The organism is Faecalibacterium sp. Marseille-Q4896 (assembly GCF_017377615.1).
Lineage (GTDB): Bacteria > Bacillota > Clostridia > Oscillospirales > Ruminococcaceae > Faecalibacterium > Faecalibacterium taiwanense.
In genome coordinates this window covers 94,125-111,045 of sequence record NZ_JAFREG010000005.1, presented here as the reverse complement: position 1 = coordinate 111,045, position 16,921 = coordinate 94,125, and the positions used below count along the sequence as shown (strand labels likewise).

12 protein-coding genes are annotated in these 16,921 nt (G+C 58.2%); 6 read left to right on the top strand and 6 right to left on the bottom strand.

Annotation, left to right across the window (positions count from 1 at the left end):
- Nucleotides 1-429: 429 nt before the first annotated feature.
- From J3348_RS09875 to J3348_RS09850, 6 genes are all read left to right on the top strand, one after another.
- Nucleotides 430-1,917 (top strand): sensor histidine kinase, encoded by a 1,488-nt coding sequence (locus tag J3348_RS09875; RefSeq protein ID WP_207698883.1) that lies wholly within the window; start codon nt 430-432, stop codon nt 1,915-1,917.
- Nucleotides 1,914-2,705, top strand: a complete 792-nt coding sequence (locus J3348_RS09870; RefSeq protein ID WP_207698882.1) for a response regulator — start codon at nt 1,914-1,916, stop codon at nt 2,703-2,705. Before J3348_RS09875 ends, J3348_RS09870 begins: the two co-directional genes overlap by 4 nt.
- 216 nt (nt 2,706-2,921) lie before the next feature.
- A complete protein-coding gene (locus J3348_RS09865) occupies nt 2,922-3,956 on the top strand; it encodes a TRAP transporter substrate-binding protein (protein WP_005931718.1) in 1,035 nt (344 codons plus the stop codon).
- Between the two features lie 11 nt (nt 3,957-3,967).
- Nucleotides 3,968-4,522, top strand: coding sequence for a TRAP transporter small permease (locus J3348_RS09860; protein ID WP_005939311.1), 555 nt, complete (start codon nt 3,968-3,970; stop codon nt 4,520-4,522).
- 3 nt (nt 4,523-4,525) lie between these two features.
- Nucleotides 4,526-5,827 carry a TRAP transporter large permease gene (locus J3348_RS09855; RefSeq protein WP_005939307.1) on the top strand — a complete coding sequence of 434 codons (1,302 nt, stop codon included), beginning with the start codon at nt 4,526-4,528 and terminating at the stop codon, nt 5,825-5,827.
- A gap of 125 nt (nt 5,828-5,952) precedes the next feature.
- The gene (locus J3348_RS09850) at nt 5,953-6,939 is read left to right on the top strand and encodes a TRAP transporter substrate-binding protein (RefSeq protein ID WP_207698881.1); all 987 of its coding nucleotides are present in this window, start codon (nt 5,953-5,955) and stop codon (nt 6,937-6,939) included.
- Nucleotides 6,940-7,138: 199 nt separating this feature from the next.
- On the opposite strand, the gene J3348_RS09845 is transcribed toward J3348_RS09850, so the two are convergent.
- The 6 genes from J3348_RS09845 to J3348_RS09820 form a co-directional block, all read right to left on the bottom strand.
- On the bottom strand, nt 7,139-7,840 hold the full coding sequence (locus tag J3348_RS09845; RefSeq protein ID WP_207698880.1) for a hypothetical protein: 702 nt from the start codon (nt 7,838-7,840) through the stop codon (nt 7,139-7,141).
- A gap of 606 nt (nt 7,841-8,446) precedes the next feature.
- A complete protein-coding gene (mnmG, locus tag J3348_RS09840) occupies nt 8,447-10,315 on the bottom strand; it encodes a tRNA uridine-5-carboxymethylaminomethyl(34) synthesis enzyme MnmG (protein ID WP_207698879.1) in 1,869 nt (622 codons plus the stop codon).
- A 405-nt stretch (nt 10,316-10,720) separates the two neighbouring features.
- Nucleotides 10,721-12,091, bottom strand: a complete 1,371-nt coding sequence (gene mnmE, locus J3348_RS09835; protein WP_207698878.1) for a tRNA uridine-5-carboxymethylaminomethyl(34) synthesis GTPase MnmE — start codon at nt 12,089-12,091, stop codon at nt 10,721-10,723.
- A 220-nt stretch (nt 12,092-12,311) separates the two neighbouring features.
- On the bottom strand, nt 12,312-14,123 hold the full coding sequence (locus tag J3348_RS09830; protein ID WP_242702946.1) for a 5'-nucleotidase C-terminal domain-containing protein: 1,812 nt from the start codon (nt 14,121-14,123) through the stop codon (nt 12,312-12,314).
- 526 nt (nt 14,124-14,649) lie between these two features.
- Nucleotides 14,650-15,813, bottom strand: coding sequence for an RNA-binding cell elongation regulator Jag/EloR (gene jag, locus J3348_RS09825; RefSeq protein WP_005936973.1), 1,164 nt, complete (start codon nt 15,811-15,813; stop codon nt 14,650-14,652).
- A gap of 17 nt (nt 15,814-15,830) precedes the next feature.
- Nucleotides 15,831-16,892, bottom strand: a complete 1,062-nt coding sequence (locus J3348_RS09820) for a YidC/Oxa1 family membrane protein insertase (protein WP_242702945.1) — start codon at nt 16,890-16,892, stop codon at nt 15,831-15,833.
- Nucleotides 16,893-16,921: the final 29 nt, after the last annotated feature.

Sequence of the window (16,921 nt, the reverse complement as noted above, 5' to 3'; positions counted from 1 at the left end):
TAATAACACGTGTGGGTTCGACCCCCACCACCGGCATAAAAAGGAAGCCCTCCAGCTTGTCTGGGGGGCTTCCTTTTTATCTGCGGCGTGTGAGCGGGTCGAACAGCACGACCCTGCACAGCAGGGGAGCAATCAGCCCTGCGGGCTGTTGCTCAGTGCGCGGGAGACCCCCACCACCGGCATAGCAAGCAGCTCGAAATCGAAAGATTTTGGGCTGCTTTTCTTTTTCTGCTCAGTTTCTTATACTTTGGTGTTTTCTGGGAAGATGCGGAATCATTTTCAGTTGTTGACCCGCTGACAGCCTGGCACATTGCCTGCAAGCACCGGCTCCCTTACGAAAGCCGGTGCTTTTTTGCAGTTGCACTTTCCCCGGGAGATTATTATACTTATAAAAAAGGCCGGGTGCTGCAAGGACAGGAGGGAAAGCGTATGGCACGGAACAAAACCGCGCAGGGCGGTATCTCCCTGCGCCGCAAGGTCACGGCATGGCTTGCCGCAATTTTGCTGGTCACCATGCTTTCTACTGGCATTGCTACCATGGCAGGTCAGTGGACGGTACGCTCCTTTGATATGCTGCTGGCCGACAACGCCGTCTGCTACACGGTGCAAAACGCCCTCAAGGACGAAACACAGGCCTTTGCACGCTATGTGCGCCAGCCTACTTCTGAAACCGAACAGGCCTATACCGCCGCCTGCACCGCTTCCGAGCAGAGCCTTGCAGCCCTGCCCTTCGATTATGCCCGCATCGGCGAGGAGCGCTATGCCCGCACATGGAATCTTTTGCAAGGGTATGCGGGCTATCGGCAGGAGCGGGATGCCTTTTTGCAACTTTCCCCCTCGGCAGATACCTATATTGAACAGATGTACCATGTGATGGCACTGCAGGACTACCTTGCCGAGTATGCGCTACGTCTGACACAGGCCACGCTGGAACAGGAAAACGCCCTTTACAGCAGCACGGCGGCTCACATCCGGCATCTGCCGTGGCTGTATCTGGGGCTGTTTCTGACGGCAGCCGCGCTGATGCTGCTGCTCATCCGGGTGCTGAGCCGCGCGGTGGTGCGTCCGCTGCTGCGGCTGGCGCAGGCTTCCCGCAGCATTGCCGAGGGCGATTTTTCCAGACCGGACCTACCGGTGAAAAGCAGCGACGAGGTGGGGCGGCTGACGGGAACCTTCAACCAGATGAAGCACGCCATGGCGCAGCAACTGACCACGCAGCAGGCCTTGCACCGGGAAGAGGTGCGGAACCTTGCATTGGAAAAAGATCTGGAGCACACCCGGCTGGAGGTGCTCAAAAGTCAGGTGAATCCGCATTTTCTGTTCAACACCCTGAACATGATCTCCTGTATGGCACGGCTGGAGGATGCTGCCACCACCGACCAGATGATCGTGCATCTGGGCAGTTTGTTCCGGCACAACCTGCGCACCAAGCGTCAGCAGATCACGCTGGAGGAGGAACTGGACGGGCTGGAGGACTACATTTATTTGCAGCAAATGCGGTTCGACGGACGCATTACCGTTGAAAAAAGCATCCGGGTGCAGCCTGCGGCGGTTTTGGTGCCGTCCTTTATGCTGCAGCCGGTGGTGGAGAACGCTTACTCGCATGGGCTCAAGTCCTGCGAGGAAGGCGGACGCATCCTGCTGCGGGCATGGATGCAGGACAAGGTGCTGGTGCTCACGGTTGCAGACAACGGCAATGGGATGACCGCAGAGGAACTGGACGCCGTGCAGGCAAAAATTGCCCAGAGCGAGCAGACCGGCCGCAGCATTGGCCTTGGCAATATTTCCCGCCGCATCGGGATGCTGTATCCGGGCGGTAAAATGCAGGTATACAGCCGCGCAGACTGCGGTACTGTGGTGCGGTTTGAGCTCCCGCAGACGCAGCAGCCGGAAGAAAAGGAGGAGACGCTCTCGTGAAGTGCAAATTGCTGGTGGCAGAGGATGAATTGATCGAGCGCAAAGTGCTGTGCCGGACCTTGCAGAAGTATCTGGGAGATCTGATAAGCCTGTATGAAGCCAAAAACGGCAGAGAGGCTCTGGAAATTTTTGCCCGCGAAGCGCCGCAGGTGGCTGTGCTGGACATTGAAATGCCGGGTCTCACCGGGCTGGAGGTGGCGCGCAAGATCCGTGAAACAGACAAAAATTGCGCCATCCTGTTCCTGACCGGCTTTGATAAGTTCGACTACGCACGGCAGGCGATCTCTGTGCGGGCGATGGACTATCTGCTCAAGCCTTACAACGAGCAGGAACTGGTATTCGCGGTGGAGGATGCCATCCGGCAGGTGTCGGTGCCGCTGCCTGCCCACCCGGCACAGCCCCCTGCGCCTGCAGAGCCCCTCCGCCGGGAAGAGGACGAGGATATGCGCACCGCCATCATCCGTGCCGAGATCAGCCGCTTCATCGACGCTCATTATAGGGAGGATATCTCCATGCAGGATGCCGCCGCTGCGCTGCGCTACTCGGACGCCTACTTCTGCAAGTTGTTCAAGCAGTGCTTTAAGGTAAACTTTTCGGCCTACCTGAACGAATACCGGGTGAACAAGGCGCGCCAGCTGATTTTGGACCCGCGCCTGAGCCTGAAGGATATCGGCGCTGCTGTGGGTTACAGCGACGCCAACTATTTTACAAGGGTGTTCAAGCGCCTGACCGGCCAGACCCCTTCGGAATACCGCGTAGCCGCAGCGGAAAAAGCGGCACAAGGATAAATCGGATCCAAAAGAAGCGCTCGTTCTTTCCTGCCTGTGAACAGGAGAGGAACGGGTGCTTTTTTGTTTTTGCCAGTTTTTTTCGTCCAAAAAACACAAAAATTGTACTTGGATACAACAAAGACAAAATCGTACTGCGTTTCACAAAATAATCCGGTTTCGCAAAAATGAACGAGTTGTTAAAATATAATCATAGAAAAAACGTGAAAAGAGAGGATGCCATTCATGAAGAGAAGAACGTTTCTGTCGCTGATGGGCGCAGCGGCACTGACCAGCAGCATGATGCTTACCGGCTGCGGTGCCGGCTCCGGTGACGACCGCAAGATCGTGCGCATCGGCCATGTGCAGTCCCAGACCCACCCGGATCATCTTGGACTGGAAGCCTTTGCCAACTACATCAACGAGAAGCTGGGCGATAAGTACCGCGTGGAGGTGTACCCCAGCGAGCTGCTGGGCTCCCAGACCGAAATGGTGCAGCTGACCCAGACCGGTGCCATCGACTTTGTGGTGGCGTCCACTGCCATCATGGAGACCTTCAGTGCCAAATACCAGATCTTCAACCTGCCTTACCTGTTCTCCAGCGTAGAAGCCTACCATGAGGCGATGGACGACCCCGAGGTGACGGACCCCATTTTCAAGACCACTTCCAAGGCCGGTCTGGAAACGGTGGCATGGCTGGATGCCGGCACCCGCAACTTCTACACCATCAAGACCCCCATCAACCAGCCCTCCGACCTGAAGGGTCTGAAGATCCGCGTGCAGCAGTCGCCCACCAACGTGGAAATGATGCGTCTGCTGGGCGGCACCGCTACGCCCATGGGCTTCGGCGATGTGTACACCGCCTTGCAGGCCGGTATTCTGGACGGTGCCGAAAACAACGAGCTGGCTCTGACCGATAACGGTCACGGCGATATCTGCAAGTATTACTCCTACGATATGCACCAGATGGTGCCGGATCTGCTGGTGGCAAACTACGCTTTCCTGAACGAACTCAGCGACGAGGAGCGCGCGATCTTTGAAGAAGGCTTCCAGATTGTGAAGCGCACCGAGCAGGACGCTTGGGAGGATGCTGTGGCTGAGGCGAAAGATAAGGCCGAGAACGAGCAGCACGTCAACTTTATTTACCCGGACACTGCACCGTTTCAGGAGGCTATGGCCCCCCTGCACGATTCCGTGCTGGCAGCAAACCCGGAACTGCAGCCCATTTATGACCTGATCCAGCAGCACAACGCTGCCCACACTGCGGACTGAGGAGGAGCATCATGGAAAAACTGAGAAATACCCTGAACAAGGTGCTCAACCTGCTGGCAGGTCTGAGCATGACGGTCATGGTGGTGCTGACCACCTATCAGGTCATCGTACGTTATATCTTCAACTCTCCCTCCACATGGTCGGAGGAACTGGTGGGTTATCTGTTCGGCTGGAGCACCATGCTGGGGGCCACCATCGTCTCCGGCGAGCGCGGCCACATGAACATTCCCGTGCTGGTGGACCGGTTCAACCCCACCATGCGCAAGGCGTTCCACATCTTTGCTGAGGTCATCGCCTTCATCTTCTCTGCGACCATTCTGGTGTTCGGCGGTTTTCAGGTGTCCCAGCTGGCTATGGGACAGCAGACCTCCTCGCTGGGCGTAGCCGTGGGCGTGTTCTACTGGGTCATGCCCATCTGCGGCGTGATCATTCTGGTGTATTCCGTGCTGAACATTATCGGCATTGCAAACGGCTCCATCTGTCTGGATACCCCGGAGGATGCAGACTTTGCAAAAGTGGAAGCCGAAATGGCTGCCGATGCTGACAAGGAAAATAAGGAGGACTAAGCTGTGGCAATTCAAGCGTTACTCGTAATTCTGGCAGTGCTGCTGGTGCTGCTGTTCCTCGGCGTGCCCATCTCGTACGCCATTGCAGTCTCTTCCCTGACTGCCATCCTTTCTTCCATTGACCTGAATGTGGCCGTGCTGACCGCTGCCCAGCGCACCTTTGTGGGCATGAGCAAGTTCAGCCTGACCGCCATCCCGTTCTTTATTCTGGCCGGCAACATCATGAATCAGGGCGGCATCGCCAAGCGTCTGGTGGATTTCGTCATGGCCATTCTGGGCAAGATGCCCGGCGCACTGCTGGTGACCAACATCGGCACCAACGCCCTGTTCGGCGCCATCTCCGGCTCTGCTTCCGCTGCGGCTGCTGCCGTTGGCTCCATGATCCGCGACGGTGCCGAGGAGCAGGGCTACGACCCCGCCGTGACCGCTGCCACCAACGCTGCTTCCTCCTGCTCCGGTTTGCTGATCCCGCCGTCCAACGCCTTGATCACCTACTCGCTGGCATCCGGCGGCACCTCTGTGGCTGCGCTGTTCATGGCCGGTTACATTCCCGGCATCATCTGGGCGCTGTGCTGCTGCGTGGTGGGCGTGCTGCTGGCGGTCAAGCTGGGCTATAAAGGCACCCCCGGTAAGTTTGACTGGAAAAATCTCGGCATCTGCACCCTGCGCGCTCTGCCTTCCCTGTCCCTGATCATCGTGGTCATCGGCGGCATCATCGGCGGTGTGTTCTCTGCCACCGAAGGCTCTGCCATTGCCGTTGTCTATGCGCTGATCCTTGCCTTCTGCTACCGCTCCATCAACCTGAAAAGCCTGTGGAAGATCCTCGTGGACTCTGCCAAGATGTCCGGCATGGTGGTGTTTCTTGTGGGTGTTTCCAACATTCTGGGCTGGGTCATGGCCTTTTTGCAGATCCCGGATGCTGTGGCAGCAGCCCTGCTGAGCCTGACCAGCAACAAGTACATCATCCTGCTCATCATGAACGTGATCCTGCTGGTGTCCGGCACCTTCATGGACGTGACCCCGGCCATCCTCATCTTCACCCCGCTGTTTCTGCCCATCTGCCAGAGCTTTGGCATGAGCACCATCCAGTTCGGCCTGATCCTCGTGTATAACCTGTGCATCGGCAACATCACCCCGCCTGTGGGCAACGCACTGTTCGTGGGCATCAAGGTGGGCCGCACCTCGCTTTCCAAGGTCATGCCGTACATGCTTATGTACTATGTGGCCATCATCGGCGGCCTGCTGCTGGTCACCTTTATCCCGGCAGTGTCTACCGCACTGCCGCAGGCAATGGGCCTGATGTAACTGAGACATCTCCTTCTTCTCCTAAAAAAGGCGGTACCTGCTTTGCGGCGGGCACCGCCTTTTTCTGTCTCTTGCACAAAGGCAACCTTGTGCGCTATACTATCTGCAAAGGGAGGGAGGGCACCATGCGCAGACGGACTTTTTTAGCCGGGCTGGGCTTTGCAGCCTTGCAGCTGGCAGGCTGCGGCGCAAAGCCACAGACCACACCGGACTATGTGCTGACCTATGCCGACAACCAGCCCGCCGGGTACCCCACTACGCAGGGCGCGCAGTATTTTGCAGACCTTGTGCAGCAGCAGACTGGGGGCAAGGTGGTCATTCAGGTCAAGGCGAACGGCGAGTACGGCTCGGAACAGCAGGTGTGGGAACAGCTTGCCATTGGCGGCGTAGATTTTGCCCGTGTGTCGCTCTCGGTTGCCACGGACGATCTGCCCCGGCTCAACGTGCTGCTGCTGCCGTATCTCTACCGGGATGCCGACCACATGTGGCGCGTGCTGGACGGCAACATCGGGGCTGAGTTTTTGCAGGACTTTACCGCGCAGGGGCGCGTGGGCCTGAGCTGGTACGACGCGGGTGCCCGCTCGTTCTATGCCCGTCAGCCGGTGCGCAGCCTAAGCGATCTGCAGGGCAAGACCATCCGCGTGCAGGATTCGCAGATCGTGATCGACATGATCCGCCTGCTGGGTGCAGTGCCGGAGACCACGGCGTACAGCGACATCTACTCGGCGCTTGAGACCGGGCAGATCGATGCCGCCGAAAACAACTGGCCGGCCTACTATTCCATGGAGCACTATAAGGTGGCGCGGTACTACATGGCCGATGAGCACAGCCGCGTACCGGAGGTGCAGCTGGCTTCCGGCCGCACATGGGATGCACTGTCGGAGGAATACCGGCAGATCCTGCAAGCGTGCGCCCGGGCATCGGCGCAATACGAGCGCCAGCTCTGGGCGCAGGAGGAAACAGCTGCCCGAAAAGCGGCATTGGCTGGCGGGTGCCAGGAACTGCCGCTGCCCGAAGAAGAAATGCAGAACTTCCGGCAGCTGGTGCAGCCGCTATACCGAAAATACTGTGCCGACTATCTGCCGCTGGTGGAAGAGATACAGGCAGAGTGATAACAGAAAAGGGACGAGTCAAATAAAAAGGCTCACAGCTTTGAGGTTATGCTGCGGAGCACTTTTCCTCCACGCCCACTCCGTGGAACAGCAAGCAAGCCAGACCCGCCGGTCTGGCTTGTTTGCAATATCAAAATAAATGTTTCCGCTGAATATACCCAAGGTGCAGCGGAGGGTCTTCTGAATCAAAAACTCTCACTCAGCTCACATATCTATCGGTCGCGCTGATGATGTTGGCATTGCCTTCCAGACTTTCATACACGTTCACAACGGCATAGTGCATCTCAGCACCCGGATAAACCGTGGTTGCTTCGCACAGGATGCGGTAGTTCGTGCCTGCCACGGTCTGGGTGCTCAACAGCGCCACCGGCACATAGTCCACGCCCACAAAGCCCTCTGTGGCCTTGTTGAACGCCGCCGTGGCTTCATCCGTCATGGCGGGTGACTCCGCTTCCTGACAGGTGCCCACAGCGCCTTCCTCATAGTCCAGATTTGTCAGGCACAGCGGGTCGCCAATGTCCAGAATTTCTGCCTTGCCCAGCCAGCCGCGCTGCAGCGTGACCACAACATACTCTTCCTGTGCGCCCGGTACGACGACAGTCGCCTTGCACAGAATGCGGTACTGGATACCGGAGCCGGTGGTGCGGCTTGCCAGCAGGGCCACGGGCGTGTAGGAAACGCCCTCCAGACCTTCAAAGGCCTTGTCGAACACTTTGCGGACTTTCTCGGTCAGTGCCGGGTCGGAAGCACGCTTCCAGCTGCTGGAAATACAGTTTTCCTCAGCCACAGCAGAAACTGGTTCCACCGTCTCTGCCGAAAGTGCGTATGCCTGTACCGCGCCGCCTGCCAGCAGGGAAAGAGCCATCACAGCCGTCATGCAAACAGAAACCGTCTTTTTCATAATAATATATCCCCTCTTCTTATTGTGTGTCGCTGCCGGGGTGTGCACCCGGTTTTGTCGCTTCATTCTGGATACGAATGAGCCTCTCCCCGGAATTGCACGGGTTTGAAATATTTTCCAAAAAAAGAAAAAAGCCTGTGTGCACAGTCCTGAATGACAGGCTCTGCATCCCTCCTGAACATCCCTCCAATTTCCATTTGGGCGATCCAAATCGAAAAAACAGAGTAGAGGGAAAACGCATCGAAAAATCGTGGATATTTCAAATTATTGTTCATTGAGGCGTGAATTTTGCCTTTGTGAAGTGGGAACCAGATATCACTGGATATCACTGGATGACACCAGATGGAAGATGAGGATAAAAACTCAAAATCGGCGGAACACAAAAAATCCTCTAGCGAAGCGACTTGGATTTTTTGTATGGAGCCCATCTTCTTTGGGATTATTAAGGGCGAGTAGCCCTTAATTCGTGCCTCCCGCGCCTCGAAAGTAGCGGGTGCTTTTCTGGTTCTCTTTTGGCACGCAAAAGAGAACATCCCCGGCGGCGATGCATTTTGCAAAAGGCATGAAGCCCGCCCCACACGAATACTCTCTGTGCGGGAAGCAGACTTACTTCCTCGCTGCCAGTGCAATGCTCAGCTGCGCCACATCGGAGGGCGATACGCCCGGGATGCGCCCCGCCTGACCGAGGTTCTTCGGCCGGATGCGGGCCAGCTTTTCGCGGGCTTCCAGTGTCAGGCCGGTCAGGTCGGAATATTCAAAATCATCTGGGATCAGGGTCTTTTCGTGCCGGGCCACGTCCCGGATCATCCGGTCCTGCCGGGCAATGTAGCCCGCATACTTGATCTCGGTCTCCAGCCGTTCGGCCAGCATGGGGGTGATCTGCTCGCCCCAGCCGATGACACCGGCCAGCAGCGGATAGCTGATCTCCGGGCGGCGCAGCAGCTCTTCCGCAATGCCGCCCTCGGCAGCAGGGGCAAGACCGGCCGCTTCCATGGCGGCACGCAGGTCTGCGGTGCGCAGATGCGTCTCATGCAAGCGGCGGCGCTCTGCTTCCAGAATGCTCTGGGTGTGCTGGTACTTGGCCCAGCGGTCATCCTGCACAAGGCCGTATTCCCTGCCAATGGGGGTCAGCCGCTGGTCAGCGTTGTCCTGACGCAGGGTCAGGCGGTACTCGCTGCGGCTGGTCATCATGCGGTAGGGGTCCATGACCCCTTTGGTGACCAGATCATCCACCAGTGTGCCCAGATAGCTGGTGTGGCGCGGCAGAATGAGCTGCTCTTTGCCCAGCGCATTGCGGGCGGCGTTCAAACCTGCCAGCAAGCCCTGTGCGGCGGCTTCCTCGTAGCCGGAGGTGCCGTTGAACTGACCCGCGCCGTACAGTCCCCGCACCACCTTGCTTTCCAGCGTGGCTTCCAGACTGGTGGGGTCCACGCAGTCGTACTCGATGGCGTAGGCCGGGCGCATGATCTCGATGTTCTCAAACCCTTTGATACTGCGGTAGAAGGCGTTCTGCACATCCTCCGGCAGGCTGCTGGAGGCTCCCTGCAGATACATCTCTTCGGTGTTCTCGCCGCAGGGTTCCACAAAAATGGGGTGGCGGTCCTTGCCCGCAAAGCGCACCACCTTATCCTCAATGGAGGGGCAGTAGCGCGGGCCAACACCCTCGATCATGCCGCCATAGAGCGGGCTGCGCCGGATGTTATCCAGAATGATCCTGTGGGTCTCGGGGTTGGTGTAGGCGATCCAGCACTCCACCTTGTTGTGCATGGGTGCATCGGTCATAAAGCTGAAGGGCTGCAGCTCATTGTCCGGGTCGCCGGGCTGGCATTCCAGCTTGGAAAAATCGATGCTGCGGCGGTGCACCCGGGCAGGGGTGCCGGTCTTGAACCGGCGCAGCGGCAGCCCGGCAGCCTTCAGGCTGTCGGTCAGGGCGTTAGCGGCGTGCATCCCGTCCGGGCCGGAGGCGTACCATGCATCGCCCACAAAAATTTTGCCGCCAAGGTTCGTGCCGGTGGCAATGACCACGCACTTGGCGCTGTATTCGCCGTTCAGCTGGGTCACAACGCCCTTCACACGGCCGTTCTCGGTCTCGATGCTCACAACCTCAGCCTGATGGATGGCAAGGCCGGGCGTGAGTTCCAATGCATGCTTCATATATTCATGGTAGCGCTTGCGGTCGGTCTGCACACGCAGGGCGTGCACCGCCGGGCCTTTGCCCTTGTTGAGCATCCGGCTCTGCAGATAGGTGGCATCCGCAGCAAGGCCCATCACGCCGCCCAGTGCATCCAATTCACGTACCAGCGTACCTTTTGCCGTGCCGCCAATGCTGGGGTTGCAGGGCATGTTGCCAATGGCATCCAGACTCATGGTAAACACGGCCGTTCTCGCGCCCAGCGTTGCGGCGGCGTGAGCTGCCTCGATGCCGGCATGACCGGCACCGATGACGATAACGTCATAATCTCCTAAGTGGTTCATATACTTTCGGGTTTCCTCTAACAAATGATTTAAAATGCCCTCCGTTTCACTCTGGGCATATTCAGCGGAAAAATTATTTTTAATTTCGCAAATCTGGAAAATCTGCGGATTTTCCAGATTTGCCTTTTCACGGGAGGGGCCATAACGGGAAACGGCAGCTGCTGCGCTTGCTCCCCCGGGGGGAGCTGTCGCGCAGCGACTGAGGGGCTGCAAATCGGCGGAGCCGAAAAAAACGGTTAAAAGATCTTCACGCCGAACAGGCGTGAATCTTCAGTTTTTTCCGGTGCAGCCCTCTGCTTTGGGGTTAAAAGGGGCGAGCAGCCCCTTTTTCGTGGCTCCAGCGCGTCGAAATCGCTGGCACTTTTCTGGTTCTCTTTTGGTGTCAAAAGAGAACATCCCCGGCTCTTACTTTCCCACGCAGAAACGTTCAAACACCTGTTCGATCACAGCTTCCGAGGCGTTCTCACCGGTCAGGTCGCACAGGGCGGCCAGTGCGTCGTCCACACAGACGGAAACGGCATCCAGCCCAAAGCCGCCTGCGGCAGCATCCAGTGCACCGGCCACAGCGTCCCGCGCACGCAGTGCGGCGGAAAGCTGACGCTGGCCGGACAGACTGGCGGCATGGGGGTCGATCTGGCTGGTACCCAGCAGGCGGGCCACCGCAGCGGAGATCACCTTGCGGCTCTCCTCCTCCTGACAGCACACCGGCAGCACCATGGCAAAGCAGGGTGCTATCAACTCTGCGTCAAATTGCCTTGGTTTATCCTCTTTGTTGATAAGTGCAATGGCTGGACGGCCTGTGCAACGCTGTGCAAGCTCCAGATCTTCCCGCGTGGGCGGCTCAGAGCCATCGAACACAGCCAAAATCAGGCCTGCCTCCTCCAGCTTTTTCCAGCTGCGGCGGATGCCCTCGGCTTCAATGGCATCTTCGGTCTCGCGCAGACCGGCGGTATCGAACAGATTCAGCTGGATATCCCCCAGCTGTACCGCCTGCTCCACCACGTCACGGGTGGTGCCAGCCACCGGCGTGACGATGGCCCTGTCGAACCCGGCCAGCAGGTTGAGCAGTGTGGATTTGCCCGCATTTGGTCTGCCCACAATGGCGCAGTCCACACCTTCGCGCAGGACGGTATCCGCCTGATAATTATGGATCAACTCGTCCAGCTCTGCCTTTACCCCACTCAGTACGCAGTGGAGATGGTCACCGTCCAGCTCCGGCACATCCTCTTCGGGAAAATCCACCCATGCGGCAAGGTGAGCCTGAATGGCGGTAAGCGCTTCCTTCTGGGCACTGATCTTCTTTGCCAGCGCACCGCCCAGCGCGGCATTGGCCAGCGCGGCACCCTGACGGCCATCCGCCGAGATCAGATCCATCACCGCTTCGGCCTGCGTCAGACCCAGCTTGCCGTTCAGGAACGCGCGGCGGGTGTACTCGCCGGGCGCGGCAGGCTGAGCACCGGCAGCAAGACAGGCTTCCACCAGACGGCGGGCCACGGCGCTGCCGCCATGGCAGGAAAGCTCCACCACGTCCTCGCCGGTATAGCTGTGGGGCGCGCGGAAAAACAGGGCCACGCCCTCATCAAAGGCTTCGTCCCCTTCCCGGAATGTGCCGTACATGGCGGTGTAGCCTTTGGCATCCTCCACCTTTTTTGCGGCGTTGGCCGGGCGGAACACCCGGGCTGCTATGGGATAGCTCTCCGCACCGGAGAGCCGCACGACGGCAATGCCGCCTGCGCCCGGCGCTGTTGCAATGGCTGCAATGGTCGTTTCCTGCATGGTTTTTTCTGGCTTCCTTTCCGCGCCCGGTCTGGCCGCTTGCTCCCATCTGCCCACAGCAGCGAGACCAATACAGTTTCATTGTACCACGAAATGCTGCGGAATGGTACTGTTTTTTCAACCAATTCCCGGGAAACGGTTGAAAATCCGCCCGTTTCTCGCACAAAAAAGGGGCTTTCCGTCCCAACACGGAAAGCCCCTTTTTACAGGAAACTGTTTTTTAGAACTTGGCGATATCCGCCGTGGTGATGGCCTTGCCAGGCAGCGTGCGTGCATCGGCATTCTCATTCAGGGCCAGCTTGCCCTCGCGCAGCAGCTGCACAGCCTTCTGGTGATCGGCAGCCTTCCAGTTGTTGCCCACGATCTTCCAGTTGTTGTTCACGTGCGGCTCAATGGTGCCGCCCTTCACGGTGCGGATGTACTCGCCCAGCAGCTCGCGGATGCCGCCCACGTCGCCGCGCACATCGATCTCCAACAGCTTGGGCAGCTCTTCGCCCGGCAGGAAGATGTCCGCAGCCGTCAGCAGCTGGGTGGTGGCGCGGTAGTTGTTCACTGCCACCACAAAGGTGTCGGTGTCCTTCACGGCCTTGCCGTTCGGCCACTTGAGGTTCTTGATGCGGTGGCCCGGCTCCTTGGAGACGTCCAGCTCGTAGTTGACACCCTCAAAAGCATCATACAGGTAGTAGCGCACCGAGGGGTCAAAAGCGATGGTCACTTCATCCGGCTTCCATGTCTTGAAGAAGGCAGCAGACCACTCCATGAAGCGGCGCAGCTGCTCGCCGGTCATCTGCAGCTTGTACAGGGTGTTCTGGTAGGTGTAGATGCTGGCCATATCGCACTTGCGGATGGTGCCTGCGCGCATCTGGGAGGTCATGGAGGTCAGGGCCGTTGCGGAGACCTGCGCACCGGTGTAGTACATCTGCACTTCGTTGATGAAGTCCAGCAGCGCGGTGTCCTGCACCATGGCCTGCGGCAGGCAGTCGATCTCGTTTTCGGGGGCCAGATCGCCGCCCTTCAGCTCGCCAATGGGGGTAACAGCGTCTTCCTTGGCGCGGGTGTCGTAGGGAGCCAGCAAAGCGGTCAGCTCCGGATCGGGCTCGTACTCCTTGATCTGCAGGTTTTCAGAGGTGCGGTTCACGACCTTCCACTTACCGTCCAGCTGGCGCTCCAGATAGACGTGGATCTCGGACAGGGTGGCACCGGCGTTCTTGTTCTCCACCACCAGCACGTTGTTGATCATCATGTTGGGGATGCTCCTGTGGCCGTGGCCGCCCACGATGACGTCGAACTCGGGGCAGGCATTGGCCAGATCGGTGACGCCGGAGCCATAGACACCGTACTCGTTCTCGGTATCCATGTGCATGACGCCGATCAGAACATCCACCTGATCCTTGATCTTATCAATGATCTTGCGGCTCTCGTCCACAGGGTTGGTGACCTTCCAGCCCTCCAGATTCTTGGCATCCCAGCGGATGATGTTGGGGGTGACCATGCCAATGACACCGATCTTGACGGTGCCCTTCTTGATGATGGTGTAGCCGTCGGCCAGCGGGGTGCCGTCCGGTGCGTAAACGTTGCCGGTGAGCACCTTGGCCTTCTGCTGTCCCATGACCTTTTTCAGCACATCCATGCCGTAGTTGTACTCATGGTTGCCGGTGGTCCAGATATCATAGCCGATGGCATTCATGGCAGCGATCATGGGATGCAGGTCATCGTTCAGGAACAGCTCTGCGGAGTTGGCCTGAATGGTATCGCCTGCATCCACCACCAGCGTGTTCCGGGTGCGGCACTGCTTGATGGCAGTCGCCTGCTGGGCCACACTGCCGGAAGCATCTGCCTTGTTGGCAGCGTAGTCCCAGGGGTCGAATTTGCCGTGGGTATCGCTGGTAGCAAGGATCTGCAGATCCATGCTCCACAGAGACTTGATGTCACAGGCGGCTGCAGAGGGTGCCATGCAGCTGGCGGCTGCGATGGTTGCGGATGCCCCTGCACCACGCAGGAAGCTGCGGCGGGAGATCTTGTTCTGAGCCATAGTTGAATACCTCTCTTTTCATCATTCTGTCTGTTCTTCACGAACAGAACGCTCTTGACTACAGTATAAAGCCTTGACCAATTGTTTTACAATTGCCATTTAAGAGAAAGATTTCGGCAAAAAACAGGCAGTTTCTCCAAATTTTGAGAAGAATGACTTTTGACAGGCTCAGTATAGCAGTATGGGACCGTGGCTGAAACCAGCTCTGTGTCAGATCGGGGTAAAATTTGATTGTCAGCGGCCTTGCCCTCTCCGTCATTGCTCCGCAATGCCACCTCTCCCAAAGTGAGAGGCTTTGGCAGTACGGCAAAGCTCCCAGTTTTGCCAAGGGTTCTGCCTTTGACAGATTTCCTCCGGTTGGGGGAAAATGGCAAAGCCAAAAAGCGGAAATAAGCGGTCGAGCAATGCGAGACTGAGAGGGCGAGGACGCTGAAAAAATCATTTTTCTTGATTTTTCTCTTCAAAAACACAGGACCGGACAGCCTGCGGGCTGCCCGGTCCTATTGCTTCAAAAATATTTTCGCTATTACAGCTCGATCTTGCCAAAGCTGAAATCGGCAAAATCATCCACGCGCTCGGTGCGCTTGGGTGCTACCGGTGCTGCATTCTCGGCATCACGGGGTGCATAGGTGCGCTCCGGCACGCCGGAAGGCCGCGGGCCGCGGGGTGCACCATTGCGGCTGCCACGGTAGCCGCCGCGGTTTCCATTGTGGTCGCCATGCTCAGAACGGTTCCCGCCGCGATAGCCGCCATTGCGGCTGCCGCCGGGACGACGGCCATTGCCGCGTCCGCCGCGGGGACGGCGTTCGCCATAGGTGTTCTCGGTCTGTGCATCGGGTGCGGTGGAGTAGATGACCACACGGCGGTCACGGCCTTCGCCCTTGCTCTCGCTGCGCACGCCCTCCATCTTGCTGATGGCAGAGTGGATGATACGGCGCTCGTAGGGGTTCATGGGTTCCATGGCAAAGCTGCGGCCGGTCTTGCGCACCTTGGCACCAATGCGCTGTGCCAGTGCGGTCAGGTCGCTCTCGCGCTTATCGCGGTAGCCGGCCACATCCAGACCCAGCTTGATGTAATCGCCCTCCAGACGGTTTGCCACAAGGCTTGCCAGATAGGAAAGGCTCTCCATGGTCTCGCCGCGGCGGCCGATGAGGGCACCCAGCTTTTCACCGTCCAGACGGATGATGGTAGCTTCGCCCTTCTGCACAGCGCTGAAGGTGACATTCTCCACGCCCATCAGGGCAATGACCTCACGCAGGTAGTCCACAGCAGCCTTGATCTTAGCGTTCTCTTCGATCACGATGGGGACTTCCGGCTCCTCTTCCTCGGCAGCGGGCTGCTCTGCAGCAGCTTCTGCAGCGGGGGCAGCAGGCTCTTCGGCCTTTGCTTCCGGCTGTGCTGCCGCAGCAGCAGGCTCCTCTGCCACGGGAGCGGCCTTGACAGCCTCCTGCACGGGAGTCTTTTTCTCAACAACAGGCTCAGCGGGTGCTGCAGCCGGAGCATCCGGCTCCTCCACGCTCACGCACACCTTAGCGGGGGTGAGCTTCAGTCCCAGAAAACCAGTCTTCTGGGGCATTTCCAGCACTTCGCAGCTGACATTCAGATCATCGGCCTGCACGCCCAGCAGAGCGCAGGCTTTTGCGCGGGCTTCATCGACCGTTTTGCCGGTCGCTTCCTGCTTACGGATCATAACCGTTCATCCTCCTCTTATTCTTTATCCTGCTTGTTCAGCTCGCTCAGCGGCACGGTACGCTCGTCCTTGTAGCGCTCCTCGTCCAGCTGGCGGGCATACTCCAGACGGCGCTTGTTCATCTCGCTGGCAGAAATGTTCTTTTCCGTGGTCTTGCCGGTCTTGGGATCGGTGACCTTGACGGTAGTGTTCTTCACACCGCGTTTTTCCTGCTTTTTCTTTTCTGCGATCTGCGCTTCGATCTCCTTGCGCATCTTATCGGGGTCGTACACCTTGCGCATGACCTGAGTCTGCACGGTCATCACGATGTTGGAAATGACGTAGTACAGAGAGAATGCCAGAGGATAGGTGAAGCAGAAGAACAGGTACATCAGCGGCATCATATACATGGTCAGCTTCATGCTGCCCTGCATCTGCTGGCCGCTGGCCTTCATGCTGATATGGGTGGACAGGAGCATGGTGATGACCGACAGCAGCGGCAGCACGATGTCCAGAGAAAGGCCCAGCTTGGGGATGCGGGTCAGGTCGATGCCGAGGAAGTTCATGTGCTGGCTGAACTCGGTAATGGTAGCGATCTGCTCGGCGCTGAAGCAGCCCAGCACACCGCCGTTGCCAGCAATCACCTGTGCGATGATGTTGGTATCGCGGGTGATGGCGGTAAAGGCGACGCCGGAGGCGGTCAGGGCCTCACCGGCGGCGGTCAGAGCCGCAGCACTGATGTGGAAGATGCGCTCCAGCGGATTGTACACGACACCGATAACGCCGAACATGACAAGGAAGTTCAACAGCATGGGCACGCAGCCTGCGGTGGGGCTATAGCCGTAGTCCTGCTGCAGCTTGAGCATTTCTTCCTGCTGCTTTTCGGGCTTGTCCTTGTACTTGGTCTGGATCTCCATCATCATGGGCTGGAAGGCCGACATTTTAGCCATGCTCTTCTGCTGGCTCAGCTGCAGAGGGATCTTGACGATGTTGATGAGCAGCGTGAAGATGATGATGTCCCAGCCGTAGCTCGGGAGCAGCTTGTAGATCCACTCCATGACATAGCCGAGAGGACCGCTCAGGATGTAAAAGAAGTTCATACCTTTGTCCATTCTGCCCCGTCTGTGGC

Excerpts from the sequence above, each read along its gene's own strand:
- J3348_RS09875 (WP_207698883.1), top strand. The coding sequence starts at position 430 with ATGGCACGGAACAAAACCGCGCAGGGCGGTATCTCCCTGCGCCGCAAG.
- J3348_RS09865 (WP_005931718.1), top strand. The coding sequence starts at position 2,922 with ATGCCATTCATGAAGAGAAGAACGTTTCTGTCGCTGATGGGCGCAGCG.
- J3348_RS09860 (WP_005939311.1), top strand. The coding sequence starts at position 3,968 with ATGGAAAAACTGAGAAATACCCTGAACAAGGTGCTCAACCTGCTGGCA.
- J3348_RS09850 (WP_207698881.1), top strand. The coding sequence starts at position 5,953 with ATGCGCAGACGGACTTTTTTAGCCGGGCTGGGCTTTGCAGCCTTGCAG.
- J3348_RS09845 (WP_207698880.1), bottom strand. The coding sequence starts at position 7,840 with ATGAAAAAGACGGTTTCTGTTTGCATGACGGCTGTGATGGCTCTTTCC.
- mnmG (WP_207698879.1), bottom strand. The coding sequence starts at position 10,315 with ATGAACCACTTAGGAGATTATGACGTTATCGTCATCGGTGCCGGTCAT.
- mnmE (WP_207698878.1), bottom strand. The coding sequence starts at position 12,091 with ATGCAGGAAACGACCATTGCAGCCATTGCAACAGCGCCGGGCGCAGGC.
- J3348_RS09830 (WP_242702946.1), bottom strand. The coding sequence starts at position 14,123 with ATGGCTCAGAACAAGATCTCCCGCCGCAGCTTCCTGCGTGGTGCAGGG.
- jag (WP_005936973.1), bottom strand. The coding sequence starts at position 15,813 with ATGATCCGTAAGCAGGAAGCGACCGGCAAAACGGTCGATGAAGCCCGC.
- J3348_RS09820 (WP_242702945.1), bottom strand. The coding sequence starts at position 16,892 with ATGAACTTCTTTTACATCCTGAGCGGTCCTCTCGGCTATGTCATGGAG.